The organism is Synechococcus sp. Nb3U1, from assembly GCF_021533835.1.
Taxonomy (GTDB): Bacteria; Cyanobacteriota; Cyanobacteriia; order Thermostichales; family Thermostichaceae; genus Thermostichus.
In genome coordinates this window covers 2,086,839-2,112,687 of record NZ_JAKFYQ010000001.1, presented here as the reverse complement: position 1 = coordinate 2,112,687, position 25,849 = coordinate 2,086,839, and the positions used below count along the sequence as shown (strand labels likewise).

Sequence of the window (25,849 nt, the reverse complement as noted above, 5' to 3'; positions counted from 1 at the left end):
CCCATTCAGCGCTGGGAAGGACTGCTGGAGTTTAGGTGGTGTATTCGGCGTTGATGCGCACGTAGTCGTAGCTGAGATCGCATCCCCAAGCAATACCCTGGCCGGATCCCTGGTGCAGATCGACCGTGAAGGTTACCGGATCCCCTTTCAGATACGCTGAGGCGGCTTTGCGATCAAAAGCCAAGGGCATCCCTGCCTGCATCAGCAGAAATTCCCCCAGGTAAATATCCAACCGGCGGCTGTCGAACGGGATCCCTGCCCGACCCGCTGCTGCTGCCACCCGGCCCCAGTTGGGATCGTTGCCAAAAGCTGCCGACTTGACCAAGGGGGAACTGGCGATCACACGGGCCATTTGCCGGGCTGCCGCATCCTCTACAGCTCCACGCACCTGAATTTCCAGCAGCTTGGTGGCCCCTTCTCCATCGCGGGCAATGGCCTTGGCCAGATGAATACAAACTGTGTTCACCATCTCCGCCAAAATCTGGGCGGCTTCTGTACCCGGTTGCAGGGTCGGGATCCCGCTTTTGCCGTTGGCCAGGGCCAGGAGCATGTCGTTGGTGCTGGTATCCCCATCCACGGTGATTTGGTTAAAGCTCAGATCCGCAGCCCGTTGCAGGATCCCCTGCCATAGGGAGGGTTCGACGGCGGCATCACAGGTGAGAAAGGCCAGCATCGTGGCTAAGTTGGGATGGATCATGCCGGATCCCTTGCTGATACCCCCCACCCGGACGGTATATCCCATAATCTCAGTCTCTAGGGCAATGCTCTTGGTCACCAGATCGGTGGTGATGATGGCGCGGGCCGCGTTCTCCCCCCCTTCTGCGGAGAGAGTTTTAACCAAACTGGGCAGAGCCGCTTGAATTTTCGGCATATCCAATTGTCGCCCGATCACCCCCGTCGAAGCAGTCAGCACCTGTGCAGCCGGGATCCCCAACTGTTCTCCTACCCAGGCGGCCATCTGCGCGTTGTTGCGATCTCCTTCTTCTCCGGTGCAGGCGTTGGCTTGGCCAGCATTGCAGAGGATGGCCCGTACCGGCTGCTGTTGGGCGAGGATCCCTTGTCCGTAGGTGACACAGGCCGCCTTCACCTGGCTGGTGGTAAAAACCCCCGCCCCGACCGCATCACACTCAGAAACAATCAAGGCCAGATCCGCAGCCCCTGAGGGCTTTAACCCGGCGGCTACCCCGGCAGCTTGAAACCCCCGTGGGGCAGTGACGGCGCCTTCAACTTTCTGAAATCGGGATCCCATGCGTTTCTTGGCCAGGTGGTGGATCTGCCATATCATACCGGCTCCACTGCAGGGTGATCTGAGGATCCCGGCTCGTTTTTGTGGCTAAAGTGAGAACCTCTCCATTGAAAAAACACGTGATTGAGGATCCAAGACTCTCCACAATTCTTATCGGGCAGGAGATCAGCCTGAATGAGCGGTAGAAGCTGTCGCTGGGAAAAGCAGTATCTTGGGTGGAGATCCAATAGGGGAAAGACCGAAGGACAACAGATGAGCTACGACGCAGTGGTGATTGGCGGTGGGCACAACGGCTTGGTCAGTGCCTGCTATTTGGCCAAGGCGGGCAAAAAAGTGTTGGTGCTCGAGCGCTATCACACCGTCGGTGGGGCAGCGATTACCGAAGAGATCCATCCAGGGTTTCGCGTGTCGGTGGCTTCCTACTCCTGCAGCTTGCTGCGACCCGAGATCATCCGTGACCTGCGCCTGCCAGAGTACGGCTTTGAGGTGTACGCCAAGCAGCCCTCCTACTTCATGCCTTTCCCGGATGGGCAGCACCTCTTCCTCTACGCCGACAACCGCGCCAAAAGCAAAGCGGAAATTGCCAAGTTCTCTGACAAAGATGCCGAAGCCTACGACCGCTGGGAAGACTTTTGGGATCGGGTGAATGAGGTGATTGAGCCGACCTTGATGCAGCCTCCTATTTCACTGGGGCAATTGGCGGAGCGCTTCGCTCAGGCAGGGTATGAGGATGATTTTCGCCGCATTATGCTGCTTTCCACCACCGATCTGCTGGATGAATTTTTCGAGTCGGATCAGGTGAAGGCGGCAATGGCGCCACAATCTTTGATTGGCACGGCAGCTGGGCCGATGACCCCCGGCACGCCCTATGTTTGGCTAATTCATGCGGTGGGCCGGGCGATTGGGATGCGGGGGGTATGGGGCTATGTGCGCGGGGGCATGGGGGCGATCACCCAGGCCATGGCCAAGGCGGCCCTGGATTTGGGGGTGGAGATTCGCACCTCAGCTCCAGTAGTCGAGATCTTGGTCGAAGCTAGGCAAGCCACCGGAGTGGTGCTGGAAACGGGCGAGACGATTCGCGCGCGAGCGGTACTTTCCAATGCCCATCCGCAGATGACTTTCTTGAAACTGTGCCCCACGGGATCCCTGCCAGAAGCGTTTCGGGTGCACCTGGAACGGAACTATCGCACTTCTGGCCCCGTTTACAAACTGAACTTGGCTCTAGAAGAATTGCCCCGCTACACGGCAGCCCCCGCCGAGATAGCCCCAGAAGTGGTGAGTTCGGCGACAGTGGATATTGCCCCTTCGGTGGCCTACCTGGAGCGGGCCTGGGATGACTACAAGTACGGGATCCCCTCTCGGGATCCGTTTATCGAGATCTATAGCCAATCCCCCACAGATCGAACGATGGCCCCGGAGGGTAAACATATCCTCTCCTGTTTCTGCCAGTTTGTGCCCTACCACCCAAAAGGACGGGATTGGAACGATGGCCTACGAGAAGAATTTGCCAATCGGGTAATCGATAAAATTGCCCAGTTTGCCCCCAATATCCAAAATGCCGTGATCGCACGGCAGATGTTGTCACCGGTGGATTTAGAAGCCCGCTTCGGCCTGATGGGGGGCAGCATTTTTCATGGGGAAATTACGCCGGATCAAAGCTATGATCTCCGGCCCATCTCTGGCTTTGCCGATTACCGCTCCCCGATTGCCGGTCTTTATTTGTGTGGCTCCGGGGCGCATCCTGGCGGAGGAGTGACAGGGATCCCTGGCCATAATTGCGCCCAGGTGGTGCTTGGCGACTTCCCGAAACTTTAACTCCACTTAACAAAAAAGGCTCAGCCACAATGACCAAGCCTAGGGGATCCCTTGTTGGGGGTTAACTTTCTTTTGGTATCAATTTTGGCCTCAAAGGCGAACCTGAGCCCCGTTAAAGAATCCACGGATGATCAGAATAGCCCCTTGCAGGCTAGCGGGTGTACCGGGTTCATCGGCTGTACCGCCTTCAACGTTGCCAGTTGGGAACTCTTGCTCCAAGAACCACTGACCCGAAATTTGGTCTGCAGAAGTGGTTTGGTCGAAGACAAGGTTCAAGTTGCCACGTTGGGTACCGCCCCCAATATCGAACCGGTTAAATGGCCCCGCCAATTGTGCCCCAGCCAAGGTGCGGAAGATGAAGTCGCCCGTAGTGGGTACAATGCCCTGCAACACCACTGAGCCTGGAGTCGTTCCTTCTCCTTCTCCTTCTCTTTCTGTGCGCAGAGAGAAGAAGTAGTCAAAGGCGGTCGGAGCACCCGGACGGGTGGGAGGTGGTAACTGCGGAATCGGCGTGGGAAAAGGCTCCGGTGGAGGATTGGTTTGCACAAAGTTCAACACCGTACTGGTATTGGCTGGGTCAAACTCTGCTTGTACCCGTCCATTCAAAAGGCGACGGATCTGAACCAATTGATTCGTAAGGATATTGGGCCGAGTCGGATCGGGGGCGAAAAGAACCGATTGAGTTCCGGTTTGTGTCGGACGATAAACGATCTCCGCTTGGTTCGGTTGGAAATTCAAGCGCGCCAATAAAGCCAGTGCGTCTTCACCACCACCATCTCCAGCAATACCCCGCTGCCGTACCACAAAACTGGCGGAGAAAGAGCCAGCTCCCATGGTCACAATCGCTGTATCTGGAGGATTGCTGCCCAAGGTTTCACCCGTTACTGTATTAAATACATTCGTGGTGCGAGCTTGCAGAGAGGCTTCTCCTTCAATCACCACCTGAGTACCCGTAGTGTTCACCAAGATCCGGTTCACCCTCAGAGTCAGAAGCGTTCTTACTTGAACGTCCTCAGCCAGATCTGCATTAACCAATGCGCCACGAAAGCTGGAATTGACTCGGATCCGCTGGTCTTCTGGTGTACTGGAGATCAGCTCAATTCCATTAACAGATGCTTGTGTCTCTAGGCGAGCATCATTGGGAGCAAAGGCAATAATTTTCAGAGGTGGCAATGTTGAGGATAGAGCAATGGCCAGGGTACTGCTGCCATTAGAATCGCCAATGGTAGAGCCTGTCTGACCCACGGGCCGTATAGAAGCTTCAATGTTGGTAAGGCGGGCCTCACCACTCCCTTGACTGCCTGTATTTCGTACAGCAATGCCTTGATCAAACCTTGGATTGACAAAGTCCAGCCTCATACTGGTGGTTTCCAGAACAGATCCTGGAGTGAATTGATATTCTTGAGCCGAGACAAAGGCACTGGGATCCACCTGGACAGGCCCAGGCAACGCGGGGGACTCATCAACTTCACCGCAACTGGCTAGCAGCAATACTCCACATAAAACCGCCAATGAGCGACATTTGAAGTTCATACGGCACTTCCTCACACACCATAATCTATGCACAAAAGGAGACAACAGGCACTCGACCACAAACGCTACGGGTAAGCTGCCCACCCCTGCTCGAAGTTATAATACCCCATATGTAGGGGATGGGCCGTTTCCGGAAAATTCCTTTGATTTGCTGAACCAGTGGGTTGACAACGCCTCAGGATGAAGTAGAACTAACAGCAGGTGATCCCTCCTTTGAAACGGGATCCCGTGGATACAGGCATATCCTGCAAATTTGTGGTTGAGTTGGATCCCTGCTGGACTTTGTCCAGAACTTTTTGGTGTGAGTGAGTGGAGAATTTCTCGATGAGACGACTTTCTGGCTCAGCCCTTTGCCGTGGCGGCCTCTCTCTTTTGGCAACCTGTGCCTCGATCGCGCTAGCCGGTGGTTGTAGCAGCGAGACCACCAGTGGCGTACCGCCCTTGTTGAGTTCTAGCTCTGCCACCCCTCGGCCTGTGGCTGTTGCCCCCACGATTGCCCCTAATAACAATCCGACCACGGTACGCCCTGCCCCCGATTTTGCCCCGATTACGCCACCGCCTGTTCAACCCAACTTGCCAGATCAGCCTCAGTTTGATCCGACAAATCTAAACAGTGGGTTCAATGCCAACCAGGAACTTGCTTCGTTATCCTACAAGGTCGATATCATTGATTTGATTGTGCGTGGTGTTATTGCCAGTGTTGATATACAGGTTCTGAACATTACCTGTGGCACAGATGTGACAGAGGTAATTCTCCCAACCGCACTAGAACAATTTCAGAACTTGTTGATTGGTAGGGGCAACACCTTCGCTGATGCTGGGGGATTTAGCTTTAGCTTTACTTTCCCAACCGATCCTCGATACTTTGATGATCTTAGGATTTTATCCAAAGGCACTCGCGGCGTTCGTAAAGTTGATGCACAGGGGCAGGTTACTATTGAGGATGAACTAACAGGTGATGATATACTCATCATCCTGACTATCCGTGATACTTTTGGCCAAGTGCTAAGAGTTGACAACTCCATATTTAGTGGGGAAGAAAGCCGAACGGAAATTCGTGGGTCTCAGGTTCCTGCTTGTGGAAACCTGTAAAGAAAGTAACTCCAGAAAGAAGTTGCCAGATGAAGCAGAGGCTGAATTGAGAGTTTCAGTGAGTGTGAGAGGGTGTGATGATGAAAAAGGATCGCTTGGTTGCAATTAGTGGTGCCTCTTTGTTGTTGGCTGTCTTAGCATTAGGCGGATGTCAGCAAGCCAAGGATAAGAATGTGACGAGTTTTTTGCCAGGGCCAATCATCGGTGTGCAAAACCCAACCGTTGAAACGGGTGGAACCAACGTAGGATCTAGCCCTGTGGCTGTGGCTCAACCTACTCCAGGGATCCCGAGGCCAATCTCTGCTCCTACCATTGACCCGGTTGTCACCCCAGATGCCGTCCCTCCAATTGTTGCTGAAGGGCCCATTCCTCCTGCTCCAGTTCCCCCAGTCTTGACAGTCTCCATTTTGCCGGGTCGGGATCAGATCAACGGTGTAATTCCTGTGGGTGAAGGAACGGGTTCTGGTGCTGGCTTGATCTCTGGAACAGCCAATATCAATGCAATTGTTGCCAGAATTACGGGTGGAGTTGCACCAATTACTGTTGATGTTCAGATCGATCCGACTCCTGTTCCTCCAACAATCACTAATGTAAATGGCACCTTTACAGCCTCATTCTCGTTTAGTGTCATCAACAACCAAGTTTTTATCAACTCCGCATTTATCTTCCCTGGAATTTATGACTTGCAAATTTCAGCTGTAGATGCTAGCGGGCAGCTTGCTGTAGGGAATATAACTATTGTGATAACTCAAGGTCAGTGAGTTTTCTTGCATCTTGGTTACAGCCTTTTCCAGAGCTGCCTGAGACAGCAGATTCAGATCAATCCTTTGCTTCATAAGTTTTTTTGCCTAGCTCAAGGGCCTGTGTGAAGTTGGAAAAGGCTGTAAGGTGCTTGATCATCTTCTGCCCCAAAATCTCAACTGAGGGATCCTTTGCTGGATTCGTAAAAGTTTCAGGTGATACCCCTCAAAAGCCTGTGTAAAGCCAGAGGGGTAGACCAGAGCTCACCACATCAAAATGCAAACGCGCCAGGGCATCTCCCCCAGGGATCAGCCGCGCCAAGCCAGTGCGCCGTGGGATCAGATCATAAAACTTGGTATCCGGCTCTAGCCCTGCTAGTTCCGCCGCCCATAGGCGGGCATCTTCTTCTGTGCCTAACCGATCCACCACACCCAAATTGAGGGCCTGTTCCCCACTAAAAATGCGCCCATCGGCAAAGGTTCTTACCACGTTCAAGCTCAGCTTGCGAGCTGTTGCCACTGTCTGCACAAACTGGCTGTAGGTAATATCAATCAGCTCTTGCAGGATGTTTCGTTCTTCTGAAGTCAACTCACGATCAAAGGAGAGAATATCTTTATAGGGGCCAGACTTGATCACCTTAAAGGAGATCCCCACCTTGTCCAGGAGGCGCTCGATATTATTGCCCCGAATAATCACGCCAATACTACCGGTGATCGTACCCGGATTGGACATAATTTTTTCGGCGCCCATGGCGATGTAAATGCCTCCAGAGGCAGCAATGTTGCCAAAGCTAGCAATAATATGGGTGCCTTTTTGTTCTCGCAAGCGGAGGAGGGCATTATAGATTTCTTGGGAATCGGCCACGGTACCACCAGGGCTATCAATCCGCAGCACCACAGCAGGAATATGTTTTTCCTCCACCTCTTTCAAGGCTTTTAAGACACGTTCGCGAGTTTTGCCATCAATGGCCCCAGTTACCTCAATGCGGCCAATTCGTCGACGCAAGCCACCCAAAAATAACCGCTTTAGCATGGAGAAGAATTTGATAAGTCTATATTTTGTATCATGAATGGCGGCTCATGGCTTGGTCAATGGCAATTCGCGCCGATCCGAATCTAAAGGGGGCGATGTCGGTCGAACCAGCGCATCAGCATAGCAGCCAGCCGTTCTGGGTTATGGCGCACCAAGCCTGTCTCGGGATCTTCTTGCATCACATTGGCCAATACCGCCCGACACCCCAGGTAGGCCAGTTTATCGGGATCCAACGGCACAAACTCCGAGCCGCTACGCCGATAATGCTCCAACGCCCGCGCCGAGGGCAACTCCCGCTGCACCAATACCCCGTCGAAGAGACGGATCCCGGCCACTTGATCCAGCGCCATGACATGATCCCCAACCGTGTAGCCATCTGTTTCACCCGGCTCCGTCATGATGTTACACACGTAGATGTGGGGGGCGGTGTTTTTGGCGATGGCCTCGACAATTTCGGGCACCAACAAATTGGGAATCACGCTGGTGTAGAGGCTGCCCGGCCCCAAGACCAAAAACTCTGCCGACTGAATAGCCTCGATGACCTCAGGTATAGCCGGAGGGTTGGGTGGATCACAGCCGATCCGGCGAATGTGCCCACCAGCTTTGGCAATGTTTGACTCCCCCACTACCCGGCGGCCATCACTCAGTTCCGCCCATAGAGTGACATCTGCCAAGGTGGCAGGCAACACCCGTCCCTGGATCGCTAGAACTTGAGAGGTAGCAGTGATGGCCCGAATCAAGTCGCCCCCGGTGACCGCAGTCAGGGCTGTAATGAAAAGGTTGCCAAAGCTGTGCCCCGTCAGCCCATCCCCCGATTGGAAGCGATATTGAAACAACTCCGTGAGCAGTTTTTCTTCATTCGCTAGGGCCGTGAGACAGTTGCGGATATCTCCGGGGGGCAGCACGCCAATCTCCCGCCGCAGCCGTCCTGAGGATCCTCCGTCGTCGGCAACCGTCACCACAGCGGTAATGTTGGAGCTATAGCGTTTCAAGCCCCGCAGCAGGTGGGAAAGTCCGGTGCCTCCTCCCAACACCACAATGCGTGGCCCCCGACTGAGGCGACGGCGAGACAGGAGCTTATCCACCAGGGCTTCGTCCCCTTCCGGGATCAAAACATCCTCAATGGAGCGCATGGCACTGTAGAACCCGAGCACCACCAGCAGTAAGCCGATCCCAGTCACCAGAGGGCCGCTGATGTTGTTTGGGATCCAGGTGGTGATCAGGCGGAGGGTAAAGTCAATCAGCTGTTTGAGACGAAAAACCGGGGTGAGTTCCGTCCAGATGGCAATGCCCAGCACCATCAGTAGCACACCCCCAATCGCTAGGCTCAGCCAGCGTTTGACCGATAGGCCGGGAGAGAGCCATTTCCATCCGCTTCCTGGCCAACTGGCCAAGTGACGGTACAGACTCCAGCGAGAGGGAGGTAATTTATTGCCATTGGTACGAACAGGCCTAACCATGGGGGATAACAGGAGCAACTGCCGTTCTGGCTAGGGTGCCGTCCGGGATCCTAACCTCAGGCACCGAACCAAAACGAGCCTCTAGCTCCCGCTGTGAATCCAGCAAATGACGATGGTGTACCTGCACACTGAGACGGGGTAAACCATGTTCGGCAGCCAACCAAGGCTGCAAGTCCTGCGCCAAGCGCTCTACCAGGGCCACAGAGCGGTGCTGACCACCCGTACAGCCGATGGCAAGGGCTAGGTGAGGGCGACGCTCCGCCTGGTAGTGGGGCAAAAACTCCTGAATCAGGGAGAAAATGTGCCCATAGGCAGATTGGGTGACGGGATCTGCGAAGAGAAACTCCTGCAACAGGGGATCCTGTCCGGTCAAGGGACGCAGATGCGGTTGAAAAAAAGGATTGGGCAAAAACCGCACATCGAACATCAAGTTGGCATCTGAGGGGATGCCGTACTTGAACCCAAAGCTAATCAGGCTGAGGTTGAGAGGTTGCGGGATCCCTTGGATTAGGGCTTCCAACTGCTGCCGCAGCTGCTGGCTATTCAGATCCGAGGTGTCCAGGAGGTGGGTACAGCGTTCACGGGCCGGGCGCAGGGCCAGCCGTTCTAGATCAATCGCTTCCAGGAGGCCGCAAGCCGCAGATTGGTGGGGGTGGGGGCGGCGGTGGGCACTCAGGCGGTTCAGCAGCACCTGGGGGCTGGCCTCCAAGAATAAGAAGGGGATCCCTTCCGTTTGCAACCAGGCATCGAGGGCGGGGAGCTGTTCTAGGTAATCGGGCTGGCGCAGGTTGAGGGTTACCACCAGAGCCTGATGCTGGGGGCGCATCGCCTCGATCAGAGGGAGGACATGGGCGGGTGGGATCCCTTCCAGGCCCACATAGCCCAACTGCTCCAACTGCTGAACCGCCAGGGTTTTACCTGCCCCCGTCAATCCCGCAATTGCCAAAATCGGTGTTGCTGCTCGCATAAATCCCATTGTAAGGCTAGGCGGATCTACCTAGGGTACGGGCAGGCTTCTACAGGTGCACCTCTAAGGTTGGGTACGAATTCACGCCCTGGCTTGTGAAGGAACTTTGGTTTTATCCTTGGTCTTGGGGCTCGCTGGCTGAATAAGGGGGGCAGTGGGGCAAAGATCTGCCAAAAAACACTGATCACACCGGGGCTTGCGGGCCTCACAAATGGCGCGTCCGTGAGCGATGAGCCGGATCGACCAGTTTTCCCAATCCGACTGAGGCAAGAGCTGCATCAGATCTTTCTCAATACGCACGGGATCCTCTTGCTCCGTCAAGCCTAGGCGACGGCTGAGCCGTTTCACGTGGGTATCGACGGTCACCCCGGCATTGATGCCAAAGGCATGGGCCAAAACCACATTGGCGGTCTTACGGGCCACCCCAGGTAGGGTGAGCAGCTCAGGCATCGTACGGGGCAGTTCACCACCAAAATCCGTCAGGATCTTCTGGCAAGCCCCTTGAATATGCTTGGCTTTGTTGCGGTAGAAGCCGGTGGAGTGAATCAGGGTCTCGATCTCCTCCCGTGGGGCCATTGCCAGGGCCTGAGCATCGGGGAAGCGGCGGAACAGCTCCGGAGTAACGCGGTTCACCCGTTCATCCGTACACTGGGCCGAAAGGATGGTGGCCACCAGCAGTTGCAGCGGCGTTTGGTACTGAAGGGCACAGGTGGAGTCGGGATAGTGCTGCTTCAGACGGGTCAGAATCTCCAAAGCCCGTTGGCGCAGGGTGCGTTTGCTGGCCATGTTGCCCGACCCTTAACCCGAGCCGGTGACGATGGCAATCGTGTCTTTGAAAATCAGCACCACCCCCAACCCCAGGAGCAGCACCAGGCCGGTTTGCATCACGCGATCCTCCAGGCCCTTGGGCAGACGTTTGCCTCGGATCCCTTCCAGAATCAAGAAGGCGATGTGACCCCCGTCCAAGGCGGGCAAGGGCAACAGGTTGAGAATGGCCAGGTTAATACTGATCAAAGCGGTGAAATTAAACAGGCTGGCAGCATCGTTGCGGGCCAAATCGGCACCGATCTTGACAATTCCCACCGGGCCAGAGACCTGAGTGGCCGTACTCTGAAAGTTTTGCACCAGCTGGCGCAAGCCATTTACGTTCAGCATGACGATTCGCTGGTAAGCTCCGCCTGCCTCCGAGAAAATTTCACCCCAGTTGGCGGCAGGACGCAGGGCTGTTTCTTGGTTGGGAGACAGGTTTACCCCGATCACCACCGTATCTTCACGGGCTTGGGGGATCACCGTCAGTTGTACGGGATCCGCCTCTCCTCGTTGGATCTCCAGGAGAATGGGCTGATTTTCGTGGGTGCGGATCAACTCCTGAAACTCGTTCAAAGCGGATAGAGCTGCCGTTTCATCCGCTACCGTGCTGTAGTCTTGATCCGCCGCCCGCAACACCACATCTCCCGTCTGCAGTCCAGCCACCTCCGCAGGGCTATCGGGCATCACCTGGGGGATGAGGATGCCAGGATGGATGCGAGCTACCGATGGGATCCCGATCGAAGCAAACATCAACACCAGCACTAGGTAGGCGAAGACCAAATTGGCCATCACCCCTGCCGCCATCACCACCAGTCGATCCAAGACGGGGCGGTTCTTTAATAGGTTCGGATCAGTCTTGGAGTAGGGACAATCCTCATCCTCATCGGGAAAACCGACAAAGCCCCCCAAAGGCAGGGCGCGAATGGCGTACTCCGTTTCCTTGCCCCGGTAGCTCCACAAAACCGGGCCAAACCCGAGGGAGAAACGATTGACATGGATCCCTTGCAACTTGGCTGCCGCAAAGTGGCCTGCCTCATGCACCAGGATCAGGAGGGCGAGAATGGCGATGGAGATGAGGATAAACATGCGTTAGGGGTGAGAAACAGGGAACATAGCGGCCCGAAGCCGAGAAAATAGCCAACTTCAGAACACCTGTTCTACCTCTAGAACATCGGGAATGCTCTCCCGCAACTTGCGCTCGATGCCCATTTTTAAGGTCATAGTAGAGCTGGGGCAGGCACCACAGGCCCCTTGTAGGCGCAGTTTCACCACCGGGCCATCGATTTCCACCAGCTCCACATTGCCCCCGTCGGCCATCAGGTAAGGACGCAGCTCATCCAGCACTTTTTCGATGTTGGCGGGATTCAGTTCCAATGCTTGTGCCATAGTTGCCTTCATCCTGGTTTCAGGTTCTGATTGTAGCGATTTCTCCACAGGCCACTCAAGCTAGCGTGGGATCGCTATTATTCAGCATAGTCTGCTTCTTCCTGGCGGCTGTATACCAGCTTCAGGGGATCCCTCCAACACAAGTGACTAGAATAAGAAGCAGATTTGCGCATTGCTAGCAGCATCACCCAAGCACATTCTGAGCAGGGCCGCCTTCCTCGCTATGCTAGACGCCTTACTGATCACGATCTTTATGCTGGCCGGGGCTGGCCTCGGATTTTACGGTCTGGATCTGCTCCCCCCCACCGTTACCCAGGGAGCGAATGTGGAGGGGGCACGCATTGTCACCAGCGGCTTTGGGGTTTTGGCCGGCTTGGTGCTGGGATCCATCGTGCGCTGGAGCTACCGTCGCTTTGAGGCCAATGTGCGCTCGCTGCCGCCGGATGTGTTGATTACCCGCTCGGTGGGGTTGGTGATCGGGTTGGTGATCGCCAATTTGGCCATGGCTCCCGTGTATTTGCTCCCCCTGCCGCAGGAGCTGAACAACTTTATCGAGCCGCTGGCCTCGGTCTTTTTCAGTTTGTCCTTCGCCTACCTGGGGGTGAGCCTAGCGGATACCCACGGCCCCTCGCTGTTACGGCTGTTTAATCCCAACTATGCCCTGCAGGTGGCCCTTTGGGCAGAGGGCAATGTGGTGGCCGCCAGTGCCAAGGTTTTGGATACCAGCTCAATCATCGATGGTCGCTTGGCCCAGTTGATTGAGACAGGCTTTCTGGAGGGCACGCTGGTGGTGCCCAGGTTTGTGCTGGCGGAATTGCAAACCATCGCCGACAAAGCCGATGCCCAAAAACGGGAGCGGGGCCGTAAAGGTCTGGATACCCTGCAGGCGCTACGGCAAGACTATCCAGAACGGTTTGTGATTCACGAAACCGACTATCCCGATCTGGCCACCGTGGATGACAAGCTGGTACGGCTCACCCAAACTGTGGGCGGTACCCTGCTCACCACCGATTTCAACCTGAAGAAAGTGGCCATGGTGCAGAATGTCAAGGTGCTGAATGTGAACGAGCTGGCGGAGGCTCTACGGCCCCTCTATATTGCCGGAGACAGCCTCGATATCAAGATCACCCGCGAGGGGAAAGAACCGGGCCAAGGGGTGGGTTACCTGGATGACGGCACGATGGTGGTGGTAGAAGAGGGGCAGCGCTCTCTGGGCAAAACCCGCTCTGTGGTGGTGACCAGCGCCATTCAAACCTCGGCGGGCCGAATGATCTTTGCTCGTCTCAACTCTGCGGCTGCCCCCACCAGTTCTACTCCCCCTGTAAAAGCCTGAGGCTTTGGGCTATGGTGGCCTCCTCTCGCCTGAGCGTGCTCCGACCCGATCCGATCTTTTACACTCAGGATCGACAGAGGCGTTTTTGGAGTTTTTACTGGGAGGACGCCGAGAAATATGCCATTCATCCGCAGCAGATCCTAAGCGGACAACAGCCCTGGGAGTTGGCCAATGCAGGAGAGTACGAGGCCAAGGTTAGTCAGGTGTTTGAAGTCGGGGATCCCCTCCAGTGCCAATGTCAGGTGCTCTCCCCCCGCTATAAGTTGCACCTTCACCTTTCGCTCAATCCTGTGCGGGATATGGAAGGAGAGGTGATCGCCATCTCGGTGGTGGGCAAGTTGTTGGGAGCGACACCTTTTTCTTTAGCCGGACGGGCTAGCAGCTCCAGCAACCCGCTCAATCCGGTCGTTTTGGATCCGGTGCAGGGGATCACGACGCAGTTAATGCGCAACATCCGACATTCCCTTGATATCCGCCAATTGTGCCAACAAACCGTGGATCAGCTGGGGCAGTTGTTTGGGGTGGATCGCTGCCTGATGGCCCTCTACGAAGTGGGGCACGATTCTTTGACCATTGCTGCGGAGTATCGACAACACCCCAAAGCGGGCTCCCTGCTCAACCAAACTCTGCGGCTGGCGGATTACCCCCACCTGTTGCAAGCCCTCAAACAAGAGGAACCACTCGAGGCGGGCCGCAACCTAGTGATCGCCATGTCCTACCAGGGGTACGCCAACAGCTTGCTATGGCTGGAGATTCTCGACCCGGATGTGGATCCCATCTGGCAATCCGGCCACATTCAAGTGCTGCAAAGCATTTCTACTTACTTGGGCACTGCCATTGCCCACGCCATTCTGTTGGATCAGAGCCGTCAACTGGCCACCCGTCTGCAACTGGCTAACCAAACTCTGCGCCAAAAAAACAAAGAGCTGGAATATGCCCGCACTCAGGCGGAATCCGCCAACCAACTGAAGAGCCAATTTTTGGCTAATACCTCCCACGAGTTGCGCACCCCCCTAAATGGCATGATCGGCTTCATCAAGCTGGTACTGGATGGCATTGCCGAAGATCGCGAAGAGGAGTTGGACTTTTTGCGAGAAGCCTATCGCTCCGCTCTGCACCTATTGGCTCTGATCAACGATGTCTTGGATATCGCCAAGATCGAGGCGGGCAAAATGCAACTGGAATCGCAGCCCTGTGATTTGCAAACCCTCTTGAAGGATGTGGAAGCCAAGACCAGTTTGCAGGCCAGCCAAAAGGGCTTAAAGCTGAGCTTTCATCTGCCCAACACCCCCGATCAAATTCTGCTGTTGGGGGATTACCAACGTCTGTTGCAGGTGCTGCTCAATTTGGTGGGCAATGCCATCAAATTTACCCCAGCCGGCTCCGTGACGGTGCGGGCGGATATCATTCCTGGCAACCCCTTCCGTGCTCGCATTCGGGTGATCGATACCGGTATTGGAGTGTCGTTAGAGAAGCAGCAGCGGCTGTTTCAAGCCTTTAGCCAAGTGGATGGCTCCACGACCCGCCAATACGGGGGCACAGGGTTGGGGCTGGCGATCAGCCAACGGTTGGTGGAGGCGATGGAAGGGGAGATGAATTTCTACAGTTTGGGAGAAGGGTTGGGATCCACCGTCACTTTCACGGTGCCCCTCTACCGCAAGCCGCTCCTGGGTGGAGAGGAGGAGCTGCCCACCGCCGCTCTACCTGTTCGTGAACTCCTGCCGGAAGAACAACCCGAAGAACGGGAAGATACGGATCCCACCCTGGTGCCTTTCCCCAAGCCGCCGGTGCGGCAATAAGCTCCCATGCCCTACCCCCGCAAACGGTTTGGCCAACACTGGCTCAAAGATGCTTCTGTCCATGAGACGATCCTACGGGCTGCAAACCTGGATCCGGCCCAAGCGGGTGTGGACCCCATCTGGGTGCTGGAGATCGGCCCAGGTACGGGGCAGTTAACCCAACGGCTATTGACCCGGGGAGTACAGGTTCTGGCGGTGGAGATCGACCGGGATCTCTGTCGGTTGCTGCACAAACGCTTTGCCGACCAGCCCCATTTTCATTTGGTGGAGGGGGATTTTCTACGGCTGCCCTTACCCAAAGAACCACGCCTCTTGGTGGCCAATATCCCCTACAACCTCACTAGCCCGATTCTAGAGAAAGTGCTGGGATCCCCGGCCCATCCTGTGCAGCAATTCGAGCGCATTGTCCTGCTGGTACAAAAGGAGCTGGCGGAGCGTCTCCAGGCTACCCCCGGCAGTAAAGCCTATGGAGCCATGAGTTTGCGAACTCGTTATCTGGCGGAGTGTGAACTGATTTGCACTGTGCCTCGCAGCGCCTTTAAGCCCTCACCCAAGGTGGAATCTGCCGTTATTCGTCTCAGCCCTCGTCCTGCCCCCACTCCCGCCCGGGATCCCCGTTGGTTTAACCAACTGATTCAACAGGGATTCTCCACCCGCCGCAAGAAGTTACTCAATGCGTTGCAGGGCCTAGTGGAACGGGAGTTGTTGTCGGCAGCCTTGACACAGCTCAACCTGAACCCCGATGCCCGCGCTGAAGAACTGGATCTGCCCGATTGGCTGGCCTTGAGTGATCTGTTGTTGGATGAAGTGGAAAGGACTACCCTGGCTCACTGCCAGGGGGAAGAATCGCGCTAGGGTGAGAAAGGTGGCCTACACGAGGGGGCACCGAGGATTGAGTTTTTCCCCAGGAACAGAGCCATGCAGGGCAAACAGATCTTGCTGACGGGTGGTACAGGTGGGTTGGGATTGGGGGTAACCCCGGTGGTACTGACCACAGGGGCAGAGCTGACCTTGCCCTATCGCAAAGAAAAAGATCTGATGGCCTTGCGAGAAACTCTACCGGCCAACACTTTGGAACGGATTCGCTTTGTGCAGGTGGATCTGCTGGATGAAGCCGCGATCGCCCAGATGATTGACAGTATGCGGCGGGTGGATGGGTTAATCCATTTGGTGGGAGGCTTTGCCATGGGGCCAACCCACGAGTACAGCCTGGAGGATTGGCGGAAAGATTTTGATCTCAACCTCACCACCACCTTCTTGATCTGTAAGCACAGCCTGCGAAAAATGTGGCAGCAAGGCTATGGGCGGATCGTGACGGTGGGATCCCGGGGGGCGGTGGAGCCGGGCCCACAACTGGCCGCCTACTGTGCCTCCAAAGCTGGGGTGGTCGCCCTCACCCGCAGCATCGCTGCCGAAACCAAGGGTACGGATATCACAGCCAATGTCGTCTTGCCGAGCATCATCGATACACCGACCAATCGAGCTGCCATGGGCTCCGAACAGGCTGAGCTGTGGGTAAAGCCGGAGTCTTTTGGGCAAGTGCTAGCCTTTTTGGTTTCTGAAGCAGCGCGAGACCTGCGGGGTGCAGTAATCCCGGTGTATGGCAATGTCTGATGAAGTATTTGATGCAGTGGGTTTGAGAAGTGGGTTTTACTCTGTCTCTGGGGATAAGGAAGCTACGCTTGTATCGCAACGCAATCCGGTGTAGTGCATTCACAATAAGCGAGGTAAGTCGATGGGCCAACGCACCTGGATCCTTCAGGGGTTAGCTTTGCTGGCGGCGCTGCTGTTTGTGGCGGTGGTGATCCTATGGGTGGGGGCCTCGCCGCTGCAGGTGGCCCGGAGTATGTGGAGTGGGGCGTTTGGCACAGAAGCTCAGTTTGGGCGGGTTTTGGCGACCTTGGCCCCCCTTTCTCTCTGCTGTTGTGGTCTGGTCTTGACTTTCGTTGCTGGTCTCTACAACCTGGGTATTGAAGGGCAGATTACCATCGGGGCGATTGCGGCGACATTCCTGTTGCGGCTGGAAGATGGCCGTTTGCCACCGACTTTGGCTATAACCTTGGCACTTGGGGCAGGGATCCTGGGGGGAGCAGGCTGGGGCTGGCTAGCTGGGATCCTGAATGTCTTTGGGCGGGTAAACGAGATCTTCGCTGGCCTAGGGCTGAACTTCGTTGCTCAGGGCTGGGTGCTATACCTGATTTTTGGCCCCTGGAAACGACCAGGGGTGGCCTCTATGAGTGGGACGGAATTATTGGAGCCCAGTTTGTGGCTGCCCACTTGGGGACGGTCAGAGGCCAGCCCGGTGGCATTGTTTCTGGCTCTGTTGGCCTTGGGCCTGACGGTGATGGTGGTACGCAATACCCGCTTTGGCTTGCAGTTGCGGGCGGTGGGGAAAAATCCTTTGGCGGCCTTTCGGTTGGGGATCCCTTCGACGCAGCGGTTATTGATGGCCTTCGGTTGCTGTGGGGGCTTGGCGGGGTTGGCGGGGGCTTTGCAGGTTTTGGCCTTGTTCCATCGCCTGATCCCGAATATCTCTAGTAATTTGGGCTTTTTGGCTTTGCTGGTGGTGATGTTGGCGGGCTTTAATCCCCTGCTGATTTTGCCGATTGCCTTTTTCTTCAGCAGCCTTAATATCGGAAGCTTGCAACTTCCCCTTTCGTTACAGTTGGAATCTTCTTTGGCGGGGGTGATTCAGGGATCCCTGGTATTGTTTGTGCTACTGGCACAGGGGATCAGCCGCCGTTATCGATTCGGGCCAAGCAAAGGATCCGTTTAGGAAGTCAGGGGTTTCTCTTTCCAGTTGATTCTCTAGTCTCTCCGTAGAGGGCGTTGCCCGCGCAGGCGTCTTTTTCAGCCTAGGCCAAGCTAGATAGAGCAACAACAGCCCATTCAAGGCCAATTCCACCCCAAAAAACCAGTTGCCCCCATAGCGGGGATCCCAGTAGCTCACCGGGCCACGCCAGCGGTAGCTCCAGTTAAAAGGGAAAAACAGCAAAGGGCCATCTGTGACATGGACGGGGATATCCACCAGTGTATGCAGCAAACAAGCAGACAAAAAAACCAGCGCAGCCAGAGGGATTGGGATCCCTTCCAAAACAGAGTCCAACCCAAGCTCAGCACTAGGACTGTTGGTGAATGCAAAACATTGTGGCTAGCGATCCAAAAGGGATTGCGAAAAAACAACTGCCGAAACATATAGCGAAAGGCATTGGATGGATCCCAGCCCAGGATCAGACAGTAGTAGACCCATCCCCCCAAGGTGAGCAGATATAGGGGAATGTCGGGAGCAAGAGATCCCCACCACCAAGCTGAGCGCAGCGGGTGGATCCCCTGCTGCTTGAGAGGCCTCCCCAAAGCCACCGTCAGCAGGAAATGGGTGGGGGTATTCATTAAATATCCAGTGCTGCCAGATCCAGGTGGGCACTGTGGGTTTCGATAAACTCCCGCCGAGGGGCCACAGCATCGCCCATCAAGATGGTGAAAATGCGATCCGCCTCCACAGCATCTTCAATGGTGATTTGCTTGAGGGTGCGAGTCTCTGGGTTCATGGTGGTGTCCCAAAGTTGTTGGGGCATCATCTCCCCCAAACCTTTGAACCGTTGAATATTGTACTTGGCATTGGCGGGCAGACCGCGCACAATCTGATCTTTTTCCGCATCACTATAGCAATAGCGGACATTGTTGCGGCCCCACTCAATTTTGTAGAGAGGTGGACAGGCAATATACACATAGCCCTGTTCCAACAATGCCTTCTGATAACGATAGAAAAAGGTTAACAACAGAGTGCGAATGTGGCTACCATCTACATCAGCATCAGTCATCAATATAATGCGGTGGTAACGCAATTGACTGGGATCAAATTCATCGCCTTTTATCCCTAAACCCAGGGCGGTGATCATGGCTTGAATTTCAGCGTTTTTGTAGATCTTTGAGGGATCTGCTTTCTCAATGTTGAGGATCTTACCTCGCAGGGGCAAAATAGCCTGAAATTGTCGATCCCGTCCTTGTTTGGCACTGCCCCCCGCAGAGTCGCCTTCCACCAGATAGACCTCTGATTCTGCCGGATCTCGGGAACTGCAATCGGCCAATTTCCCTGGCAAAGTAGAAGATTCCAGAGCAGATTTACGCCGCACCAAATCCCGTGCTCGACGAGCCGCTTCGGCAGCATTAAAGGACTGAATAGCTTTATCAACAATCCCCTTAGCAATGCCGGGGTTAAACTCTAGAAACTCTGTCAGGGCCTCGGAAACTATGGTTTGGACAATACCGCGAACTTCTGTATTACCTAGCTTGGTTTTGGTTTGCCCTTCAAACTCGGGATTGGGCACCTTCACCGAAACGATCGCCGTCAACCCCTCTCGTACATTTTCTCCGGCTAGATTGTTGTCGGAATCTTTGAGCTTGTTGAGTTTACGAGCCTGGCTGTTGATGGTGAGGGTAAGGCAGGTTTTAAGTCCTTCCAGGTGAGTGCCCCCCTCGTTAGTGCGAATGTTGTTGGCAAAGCCAATCAAATTGTCGGTATAAACATCCGAACACCACTGCATGGCCACTTCCACCTGCACCCCGTCCCGTTCCCCCTGCACAGAGATGATGTCGGAATGGATCGGGGTTTTCTCGTGGTTAATGAAGGCTACGTATTCTTTAATGCCGCCGGCATATTGATAGGTTTCGCTGTGAACCGGATCTCGCCGCAGATCGCTAAAGGTAATCTTCACCCCGGCATTCAGGTAGGCCAGTTCCCGGAAGCGCGCCGCCAACAACCCGTAGTCGAACTCCCGCTCCAGAAACACCTGTCCATCGGGCATAAACTGTACCCGTGTGCCCCGCTGATCGGATCCCTTGAGTTGCGGCTCGGATTTGAGGGATCCCACCACTGCTCCCCGCTCAAAGCGTTGAAAGTGAACTTTGCCCTCCCGCCAAACCGTCACCTCCACCCATTCCGAGAGGGCGTTCACCACCGACACCCCGACACCGTGCAGTCCGCCGGAAACCTTGTAGCCACCACCACCGAACTTGCCGCCCGCGTGCAGCACCGTCAGCACCGTGATTAGAGCCGATTGACCCGTTTTGGGATGAATATCCACCGGGATGCCGCGACCATTGTCCAAAACCGATACCGAGCCATCTGGGTGCAGGTTGATCTGAATGTCATCGCAGTAGCCCGCTAGCGCCTCATCGACGGAGTTATCCACCACTTCATAGACTAAGTGGTGCAGTCCTTTCGGCCCGGTGGATCCGATGTACATGCCAGGCCGCTTGCGCACAGCTTCCAAGCCTTCCAGTACTTGGATCTGCTCTGCACCGTAGTTCTCTGCCATTTGCAACTCCAATCCAGACAAGGGATCCAGGCCAGGGTCAACAGAATTCCAGTAAAATTGACCTTGAAGACCAGGCGTGAGCTTGATATCAAAATTCGCTCCTATGATAACATAAAAGGCTAGAATAGCCACTCAGCCGCCTCTGAGAGACAACTTTGGGGTGGGATGCAGATTTAGGAGTAATTTAAACTCGCCCGGCCCTAGCCTAGAAAACTCTCCACCAACCCAGGCGGCGGCTGCACCTGCACCTGCCCTTGTTCTAGATCCACAACGGGCACAAACGCCTTGACAAAAGGGATCAACACCTGTTGGCCACTGGCGGTGGTTATCTCCAGCACATCCTGGCCAGCCGCCCAAATCGCCGAGACTTGCCCTAGCAACTCCCCCTGGTGATAGACCGCCAAACCGATCAGATCCCGGTAGTAGTATTCATCCGGCTCTAGGGGCAACCTGTCGGAAGCAGGCACCAACACACGAGCCCCCACCCAAGCCTCAGCCGCCGTGCGATCCGGGATCCCTTCCAACTGCACCAAATACAAACCTTTGGCCGGGAAAAATTGCCCCTGAATCAGGGGGTACAACTGGGGCTCAGGATCACTATCGCGTTGCAGCCAGCGCTGCCCCGGCTCTGTGAGGCGCTCGGGAAAATCCGACAGACACCTCACCCGCAGCCAGCCCTGCAAGCCATGAGCCGCTACCACCCGCCCCACCCATAACCAAGCGGGATCCGCCATCATGGTTCAGTCACGCCGAGGAAAGTCCGCTTCAGCCGGAAAAGAAGTCGGGGTGCGCAACGGAAACTTTTGCGGGGGGAGAGTGCGGGAGCTAGAACCCTCTCCCACTTTGGAAACATCCACCATCGAGAGCAGCCCTTGCAACGTACCCGGAATCGAGTTGGGATCCATGAAGATCACCTTTGAGCTGGGGCTGTTGCCCACCTTGAGACCCATATCAATGTAGTTTTGCGCCATCAAGTATTGCAGCGCGCTGCCCGCCTGGGGATCCGCCTGTAAGGTAGCCGCAATGGTTTTTAGAGCTTCGGCCGTTCCTTCAGCTAGCAAGAGGCGTTCGCGTTTGTCAGCTTCTGCCCTTAAAATTTGGGCCTTAGCAGCACCAGTGGCTTGGTTGATGCTGGCCTGCTGTTCTCCTTCCGATTTGAGAATAGCAGCCCGCTTTTCCCGTTCAGCAGCCATTTGCTTTTCCATAGAATCTTGTACGGTTTTAGAGGGCTGAATATCTTTCACCTCCACCCGTGTCACCTTGATCCCCCAAGGATCCGTAGCTTCATCCAGTTCCGTCAGCAGGCGGGCATTGATCTCAGCGCGAGAGGAAAAGGTTTGATCCAATACCATGCGGCCAATTTCGGAGCGCAAAGTCGTTAACACCAGGTTAATCAAGGCCCGTTGCACATCCTCCACCGCATAGCGGGCTTTGATCATGTCAGTGATCCGCCAGTAGACCACCGCATCCGCCATCAAGGAAACGTTGTCGCTGGTGATGCACTGCTGCGGCGGCACATCCAACACCTTTTCGCGGATGGTTTCCCGGTACACAATGCTGTCGATGGGGGGCAGGATAAAATGCAACCCGGGAGTAAGTTTGCGGTGAAACTTGCCCAATCGCTCCACCAACGCCTCATAGCCCTGGTTGATGATTTTGACAGAGTTAAATAGGTAGCCGAGAAAGATCAGGGCAATGGCCGCCAAGATACCTGGCATAGGGGTTTTCTCCTTATCTGGAGTTCAGATTCCATTTTAAGCGATGGCCCTTTCCTCTTACCCTCAGACCATGCACAGCTTTTCCATGCACAGCTTTTCTGATGAAATCCCATTCATCTTGGGCGGCTATTGATGAAGTGCAGCGGCGGCAGGCAACCTTGCTTGAACTTAGCATCAGTGACTTTCGCCCATTCGCTGCCAAGCAGGGTTAGCCCTCCCTCATCACTGGTTTGAACGCTTTCCGTCGTATTCCATTGGTTTTGCCACATCAACTCTGCTCAAAAGATTGACCATTAAATTTGAGCGTTCGGCAATTCTCCATGACAGTACGCGCTACATCATCAGGTACTCCCTCAGGAATTTCAGCTTCAATCTCCAGAGTAATTTTGACCGTTGCGCCATTCAAAGCGGTGAGGTGTTGAATGACTTCGTTGGCGATCGTTGGCACATCGCGGTTAATCCGCATCGCATCAATGTCCACATTGCCATGAAACCTACGGAGGATAGGAATAGAGGAGATAGACGTGAGGGGAGAGGAGTCAGAAGTGAGGGGAACTGAAGTACTCTCTCCATCCTCTTTTCTCTCTTCTCTTTCCTCTTTTTTCCTCCTTTCCTCATCAAGCTGCTGCTGAGCCACTTCTGGCTTAACCACAAGGCTTTGGGGGCTAATGCTGGGATTGATACCTGTACCGGCTTGAAGACCGAGATACCTCCCTTTTGCGTCATCAAAGCCTTCCGCATAGGCGAAGTTATCAGCCCACACCGTTGAGGTGACTCCATCTCGAACGGCTTCCAGAAGCACGGACTGATTCTTCAAGCGAGGGAGATAGAGGTACTGGGTGAGATATTCCCAAAGCCGTTTTAGATCGATGTGATTCGTGTCTCGCCAGAGGTATTTATCGAGGGCTTCGAGCCGTAAATAGGATGCATGACAGGTGGTTAGAAGATCATTTTCATGGCTGGCTTTGCGACTCGCTTGCAAAATAGGGGAGTCTTGATTGGGTAGTCGAGTTTCCTGCCATTCAATGCCACCCTGCGCATCCGGTTGATCAGGAATTAAGAGCCACTGATAGGTATCGCGGAGGATATTCTCAACATCCTGGTGAGATTGTTTGAGCTTGGTGTCAGCCTGTTTGCTTTGAAAGACATCCAGGTTGAGGGCATCTTTTTCGTCCACAATCGCTTTCCAGGCAAGATATTGGGCGGTGTTGCGTTCCAGATTTTCAATTTTGGCCTTATCCGGTGCCAGAAATAGGAGCGTGTTTTTGTAATACCGGGAACCGCTGCCCCTATGGTTCAGGGCATTCTCGACCCATTGGCGGGCGGGGCTGTCTTCGGTGCCTTTGCTATGCGGATGTTGGGGATCGAGCACGACTAACCGGACGCCTAGGGTGGGATCATCGGGAATGTCGGCGGTGGAGTCTGGTGCGACATGGATAGCGCTGAATTCGCCCCGATTTTTGTCAGCTTTGAGGCGTTTGATGATTTCTTCCCAGACGGGGTGGCGATCGCTCAGGAGTTGCTCGGCACGTTCCTGGGCGGTGCGGTTGACGTTGGGTTGGGTGGAGATCCAGTAGCGGTTGCCGTCGATGTAGAGATAGGTGGCTTGATCGGTGAGGCGGCGCAGGGCATCGCCAAAGGTGGCGACGCTTTCTCCGGGTTGGACGCAGCCCAGTTTAATGCGACGATCGTCGAGGCCGCGATTGGCGGCACGCAGGGTAGGCGCAGACCCCATGTAAACGGTGCGGGCGACGCGGCGGCAGGCGGAATAACGCCCCAGTTTGGGATTGTTGCGATCGAGGGTGAGGGGCAGGGAGTTTGTGCCATCCACATCCTTATCAATGACGGGCAGCCAGTTATCTTCCAGGTAGCGGGTCAGTTCTGACTGCACCGGCGGATCGTCCATCGGGATATGGGCAGGCATGATCATCAGGCTCTGGTCGTTGCGCTCCCAGAGGGAATGGATGACTTTGGCCATCAGCCGCAGGACACCGCGGGTGCGTTGGAATTTATCGAGGGTAGACCAGTCGGAATAGAGGCGATCGAACAGTTCAGGATGGATGGGGTAGGCGGCCTTCATGCGCCGTTCGTAGTCACTTTCTTTGCACTCACTCGGAAACTCCTGGCTCTGGGTGCGATACATCTCCATGAAGGCTTTGACGACGGCATCCCGTTGGACAAACAGGCTGGGGTCAACCGTCGTTTGGAATAAGCGCCGGCGCACAATCTCAAAACTCTCTTCCGCGCTAGCGGGTCGCCAGGGGGATTCCACCCGACCGATCGCATTTTTGAGTCGATCCATGGCTTCTTTACCGCGATCGCCCCCAATCTCGATATCCGACGATGGAATGCTCACCACCAGCAGGGTATCTTTAGCATTCTTGGCGGATTCGCTGAGGGTCTGGGCAAAGGTGAATTGGGTATCGAAACTGCCGCCGGGTAAGTCGCTCTGTTCGTGGAGCTGCCGCGCGTAGGACACCCATTCATCAATCAGAATCAAGCAGGGAGAAAAGCGGTTAAATAATCTCTTAAGGGCATCGCCCGGATTGGTGGACGTTTCATCCGCTTGCCGCACCAGTTCATAGCCCTCGGCTCCGCCCAGTTGCCAGGCCAGTTCGCCCCAGAGGGTTTTAATCAGCGGGCGATTTTGGCTGGCGTGTTCTGGCTTATAGGGCACAATGCCGCTGGGCTGGAGCTTATTGCCCACCAGAACGGCCACATTGACATTTTGAGGCGGGGCCGCAAGCCCCACGGTCTGAAAGATCGGTTCCATCCCAGGCAAGTCTGAGATTTGCATTGCCTGACACAGGTGGTAGAGAGCCAGCATGGCGTGGGTTTTGCCACCGCCGAAGTTGGTTTGCAGTTCGATCACCGGATCGCCGCCCTGACCACTCAGCCGTCGCAGGGCGTTGGTGAGCAGTTGTTGCAGTCCGTCGGTGAGGTAGGTGCGGCGATAGAATTCGGTGGGGTCGCGGTATTCGTCGGAGCCTTCATCCAGATAGACCTGCCAGAGGTCGGCGGCAAATTCGGCTTGCTGGAAGCGACCAGAAGCAACATCGGGATGGGGGGTAGCAATTTCGCGCCAGGGTTTGAGGCCAGCCATGGGTTGGCCTTCAGTAGGAGCGACGGTTACTTTACGGGTTTCACGACGGGCCTGTTCTTCATAGCGCAAGCGTAGGAGTTCTTGTCTTTGTTTTTCAACCAAGTTGGCTTCCGTCGCAGCCGAGATGGCATTGAGGAGGCGGGTAATGCTGTCCAGGGCACGGTAAGCGTCGTCGGATGAAAAGGTGGGTGTGTGTGCCCAATCATTTCGGGTGTTGCGCAGTTCGCTAATTAGGGTTCGTTCGGATTGACCTAGGGTTTTCTTGAAGACGGTGTTCCATTGTTCCCACATGACAATCAGCAAGGCGGAGATATCTTCCCGTAGCACGTCCTGAGCTTTTTTATACTTGACGTAGCTGTCGGGTAAGCAGGCGGAGGCGGGGATGAGCCAGCGATCCCTATGGATGGCCTTCATCTCCCGCTCGATATAGGGGTAAAGCCCATCGCGAAGTAGATTCAAGGCTCTGCCGACTCGTTCGTGGTTGCTAATCGCCATA

At 55.2% G+C, this 25,849-nt stretch carries 22 protein-coding genes; 8 read left to right on the top strand and 14 right to left on the bottom strand.

The annotated features are described in order from the left end of the window. Positions 1–31 precede the first annotated feature (31 nt). Positions 32–1,249, bottom strand: coding sequence for a bifunctional glutamate N-acetyltransferase/amino-acid acetyltransferase ArgJ (gene argJ / locus L1047_RS10040; protein WP_235278937.1), 1,218 nt, complete (start codon positions 1,247–1,249; stop codon positions 32–34). A 249-nt stretch (positions 1,250–1,498) separates the two neighbouring features. Here argJ and L1047_RS10035 point away from each other — a divergent pair, with 249 nt between their 5' ends. Continuing rightward, positions 1,499–3,061: a phytoene desaturase family protein gene (locus L1047_RS10035; protein WP_235278717.1), complete on the top strand. Its 1,563-nt coding sequence runs from the start codon at positions 1,499–1,501 to the stop codon at positions 3,059–3,061. A 90-nt stretch (positions 3,062–3,151) separates the two neighbouring features. Here the strand turns inward: L1047_RS10035 and L1047_RS10030 are convergent, their stop codons facing one another. Together L1047_RS10030 and L1047_RS10025 are read right to left on the bottom strand one after the other, a co-directional pair. Next, positions 3,152–4,594 (bottom strand): hypothetical protein, encoded by a 1,443-nt coding sequence (locus L1047_RS10030; RefSeq protein ID WP_235278716.1) that lies wholly within the window; start codon positions 4,592–4,594, stop codon positions 3,152–3,154. A 191-nt stretch (positions 4,595–4,785) separates the two neighbouring features. After that, complete coding sequence (locus L1047_RS10025; protein WP_235278715.1) at positions 4,786–5,112, bottom strand: hypothetical protein; 327 nt, start codon at positions 5,110–5,112, stop codon at positions 4,786–4,788. A 55-nt stretch (positions 5,113–5,167) separates the two neighbouring features. Between L1047_RS10025 and L1047_RS10020 the strand changes: the two genes are divergently transcribed. Both L1047_RS10020 and L1047_RS10015 read left to right on the top strand, forming a co-directional pair. Beyond that, positions 5,168–5,686, top strand: a complete 519-nt coding sequence (locus L1047_RS10020; protein ID WP_235278714.1) for a hypothetical protein — start codon at positions 5,168–5,170, stop codon at positions 5,684–5,686. Between the two features lie 77 nt (positions 5,687–5,763). After that, the gene (locus L1047_RS10015; RefSeq protein WP_235278713.1) at positions 5,764–6,447 is read left to right on the top strand and encodes a hypothetical protein; all 684 of its coding nucleotides are present in this window, start codon (positions 5,764–5,766) and stop codon (positions 6,445–6,447) included. A 205-nt stretch (positions 6,448–6,652) separates the two neighbouring features. Here L1047_RS10015 and sppA read toward each other — a convergent pair whose 3' ends face one another. The 6 genes from sppA to L1047_RS09985 form a co-directional block, all read right to left on the bottom strand. Beyond that, positions 6,653–7,459 (bottom strand): signal peptide peptidase SppA, encoded by an 807-nt coding sequence (gene sppA, locus L1047_RS10010; protein ID WP_235278712.1) that lies wholly within the window; start codon positions 7,457–7,459, stop codon positions 6,653–6,655. Between the two features lie 83 nt (positions 7,460–7,542). Further along, entirely contained in the window at positions 7,543–8,919 is a 1,377-nt protein-coding gene (locus L1047_RS10005) for a gluconeogenesis factor YvcK family protein (RefSeq protein WP_235278711.1), read from the bottom strand. Then, positions 8,912–9,886: an RNase adapter RapZ gene (gene rapZ, locus L1047_RS10000; RefSeq protein WP_235278710.1), complete on the bottom strand. Its 975-nt coding sequence runs from the start codon at positions 9,884–9,886 to the stop codon at positions 8,912–8,914. The genes L1047_RS10005 and rapZ overlap by 8 nt, the downstream gene beginning before the upstream one ends. A gap of 81 nt (positions 9,887–9,967) precedes the next feature. Then, positions 9,968–10,672 (bottom strand): endonuclease III, encoded by a 705-nt coding sequence (nth, locus tag L1047_RS09995; protein ID WP_235278709.1) that lies wholly within the window; start codon positions 10,670–10,672, stop codon positions 9,968–9,970. A 12-nt stretch (positions 10,673–10,684) separates the two neighbouring features. Next, positions 10,685–11,782, bottom strand: coding sequence for an RIP metalloprotease RseP (gene rseP, locus L1047_RS09990; protein ID WP_235278708.1), 1,098 nt, complete (start codon positions 11,780–11,782; stop codon positions 10,685–10,687). Between the two features lie 57 nt (positions 11,783–11,839). Then, the gene (locus tag L1047_RS09985; RefSeq protein ID WP_235278707.1) at positions 11,840–12,082 is read right to left on the bottom strand and encodes a NifU family protein; all 243 of its coding nucleotides are present in this window, start codon (positions 12,080–12,082) and stop codon (positions 11,840–11,842) included. A gap of 223 nt (positions 12,083–12,305) precedes the next feature. On the opposite strand from L1047_RS09985, the gene L1047_RS09980 reads away from it, so the two are divergent. The 5 genes from L1047_RS09980 to L1047_RS09960 all read left to right on the top strand — a co-directional run bounded on the left by L1047_RS09980 (position 12,306) and on the right by L1047_RS09960 (position 17,990). Next, on the top strand, positions 12,306–13,415 hold the full coding sequence (locus tag L1047_RS09980; RefSeq protein WP_235278706.1) for a PIN/TRAM domain-containing protein: 1,110 nt from the start codon (positions 12,306–12,308) through the stop codon (positions 13,413–13,415). 11 nt (positions 13,416–13,426) lie between these two features. Beyond that, positions 13,427–15,214, top strand: coding sequence for a sensor histidine kinase (locus L1047_RS09975; RefSeq protein WP_235278705.1), 1,788 nt, complete (start codon positions 13,427–13,429; stop codon positions 15,212–15,214). A gap of 6 nt (positions 15,215–15,220) precedes the next feature. After that, positions 15,221–16,069 (top strand): 16S rRNA (adenine(1518)-N(6)/adenine(1519)-N(6))-dimethyltransferase RsmA, encoded by an 849-nt coding sequence (gene rsmA, locus L1047_RS09970; protein WP_235278704.1) that lies wholly within the window; start codon positions 15,221–15,223, stop codon positions 16,067–16,069. A 63-nt stretch (positions 16,070–16,132) separates the two neighbouring features. Then, positions 16,133–16,828, top strand: a complete 696-nt coding sequence (gene fabG / locus L1047_RS09965) for a 3-oxoacyl-ACP reductase FabG (RefSeq protein ID WP_235278703.1) — start codon at positions 16,133–16,135, stop codon at positions 16,826–16,828. A 121-nt stretch (positions 16,829–16,949) separates the two neighbouring features. Next, positions 16,950–17,990, top strand: coding sequence for an ABC transporter permease (locus L1047_RS09960; RefSeq protein ID WP_235278702.1), 1,041 nt, complete (start codon positions 16,950–16,952; stop codon positions 17,988–17,990). Between the two features lie 170 nt (positions 17,991–18,160). Here the strand turns inward: L1047_RS09960 and L1047_RS09955 are convergent, their stop codons facing one another. The 5 genes from L1047_RS09955 to L1047_RS09935 form a co-directional block, all read right to left on the bottom strand. After that, positions 18,161–18,604, bottom strand: a complete 444-nt coding sequence (locus L1047_RS09955) for a hypothetical protein (protein ID WP_235278701.1) — start codon at positions 18,602–18,604, stop codon at positions 18,161–18,163. Then, entirely contained in the window at positions 18,604–20,532 is a 1,929-nt protein-coding gene (gene gyrB, locus L1047_RS09950) for a DNA topoisomerase (ATP-hydrolyzing) subunit B (protein WP_235278700.1), read from the bottom strand. The genes L1047_RS09955 and gyrB overlap by 1 nt, the downstream gene beginning before the upstream one ends. A gap of 200 nt (positions 20,533–20,732) precedes the next feature. Next, positions 20,733–21,269, bottom strand: a complete 537-nt coding sequence (gene rimM / locus L1047_RS09945; RefSeq protein WP_235278699.1) for a ribosome maturation factor RimM — start codon at positions 21,267–21,269, stop codon at positions 20,733–20,735. 3 nt (positions 21,270–21,272) lie between these two features. Beyond that, entirely contained in the window at positions 21,273–22,250 is a 978-nt protein-coding gene (locus L1047_RS09940; RefSeq protein WP_235278698.1) for an SPFH domain-containing protein, read from the bottom strand. Positions 22,251–22,518: 268 nt separating this feature from the next. Continuing rightward, positions 22,519–25,848, bottom strand: coding sequence for a Swt1 family HEPN domain-containing protein (locus L1047_RS09935; RefSeq protein WP_235278697.1), 3,330 nt, complete (start codon positions 25,846–25,848; stop codon positions 22,519–22,521). Between the last annotated feature and the right edge of the window lies 1 nt (position 25,849).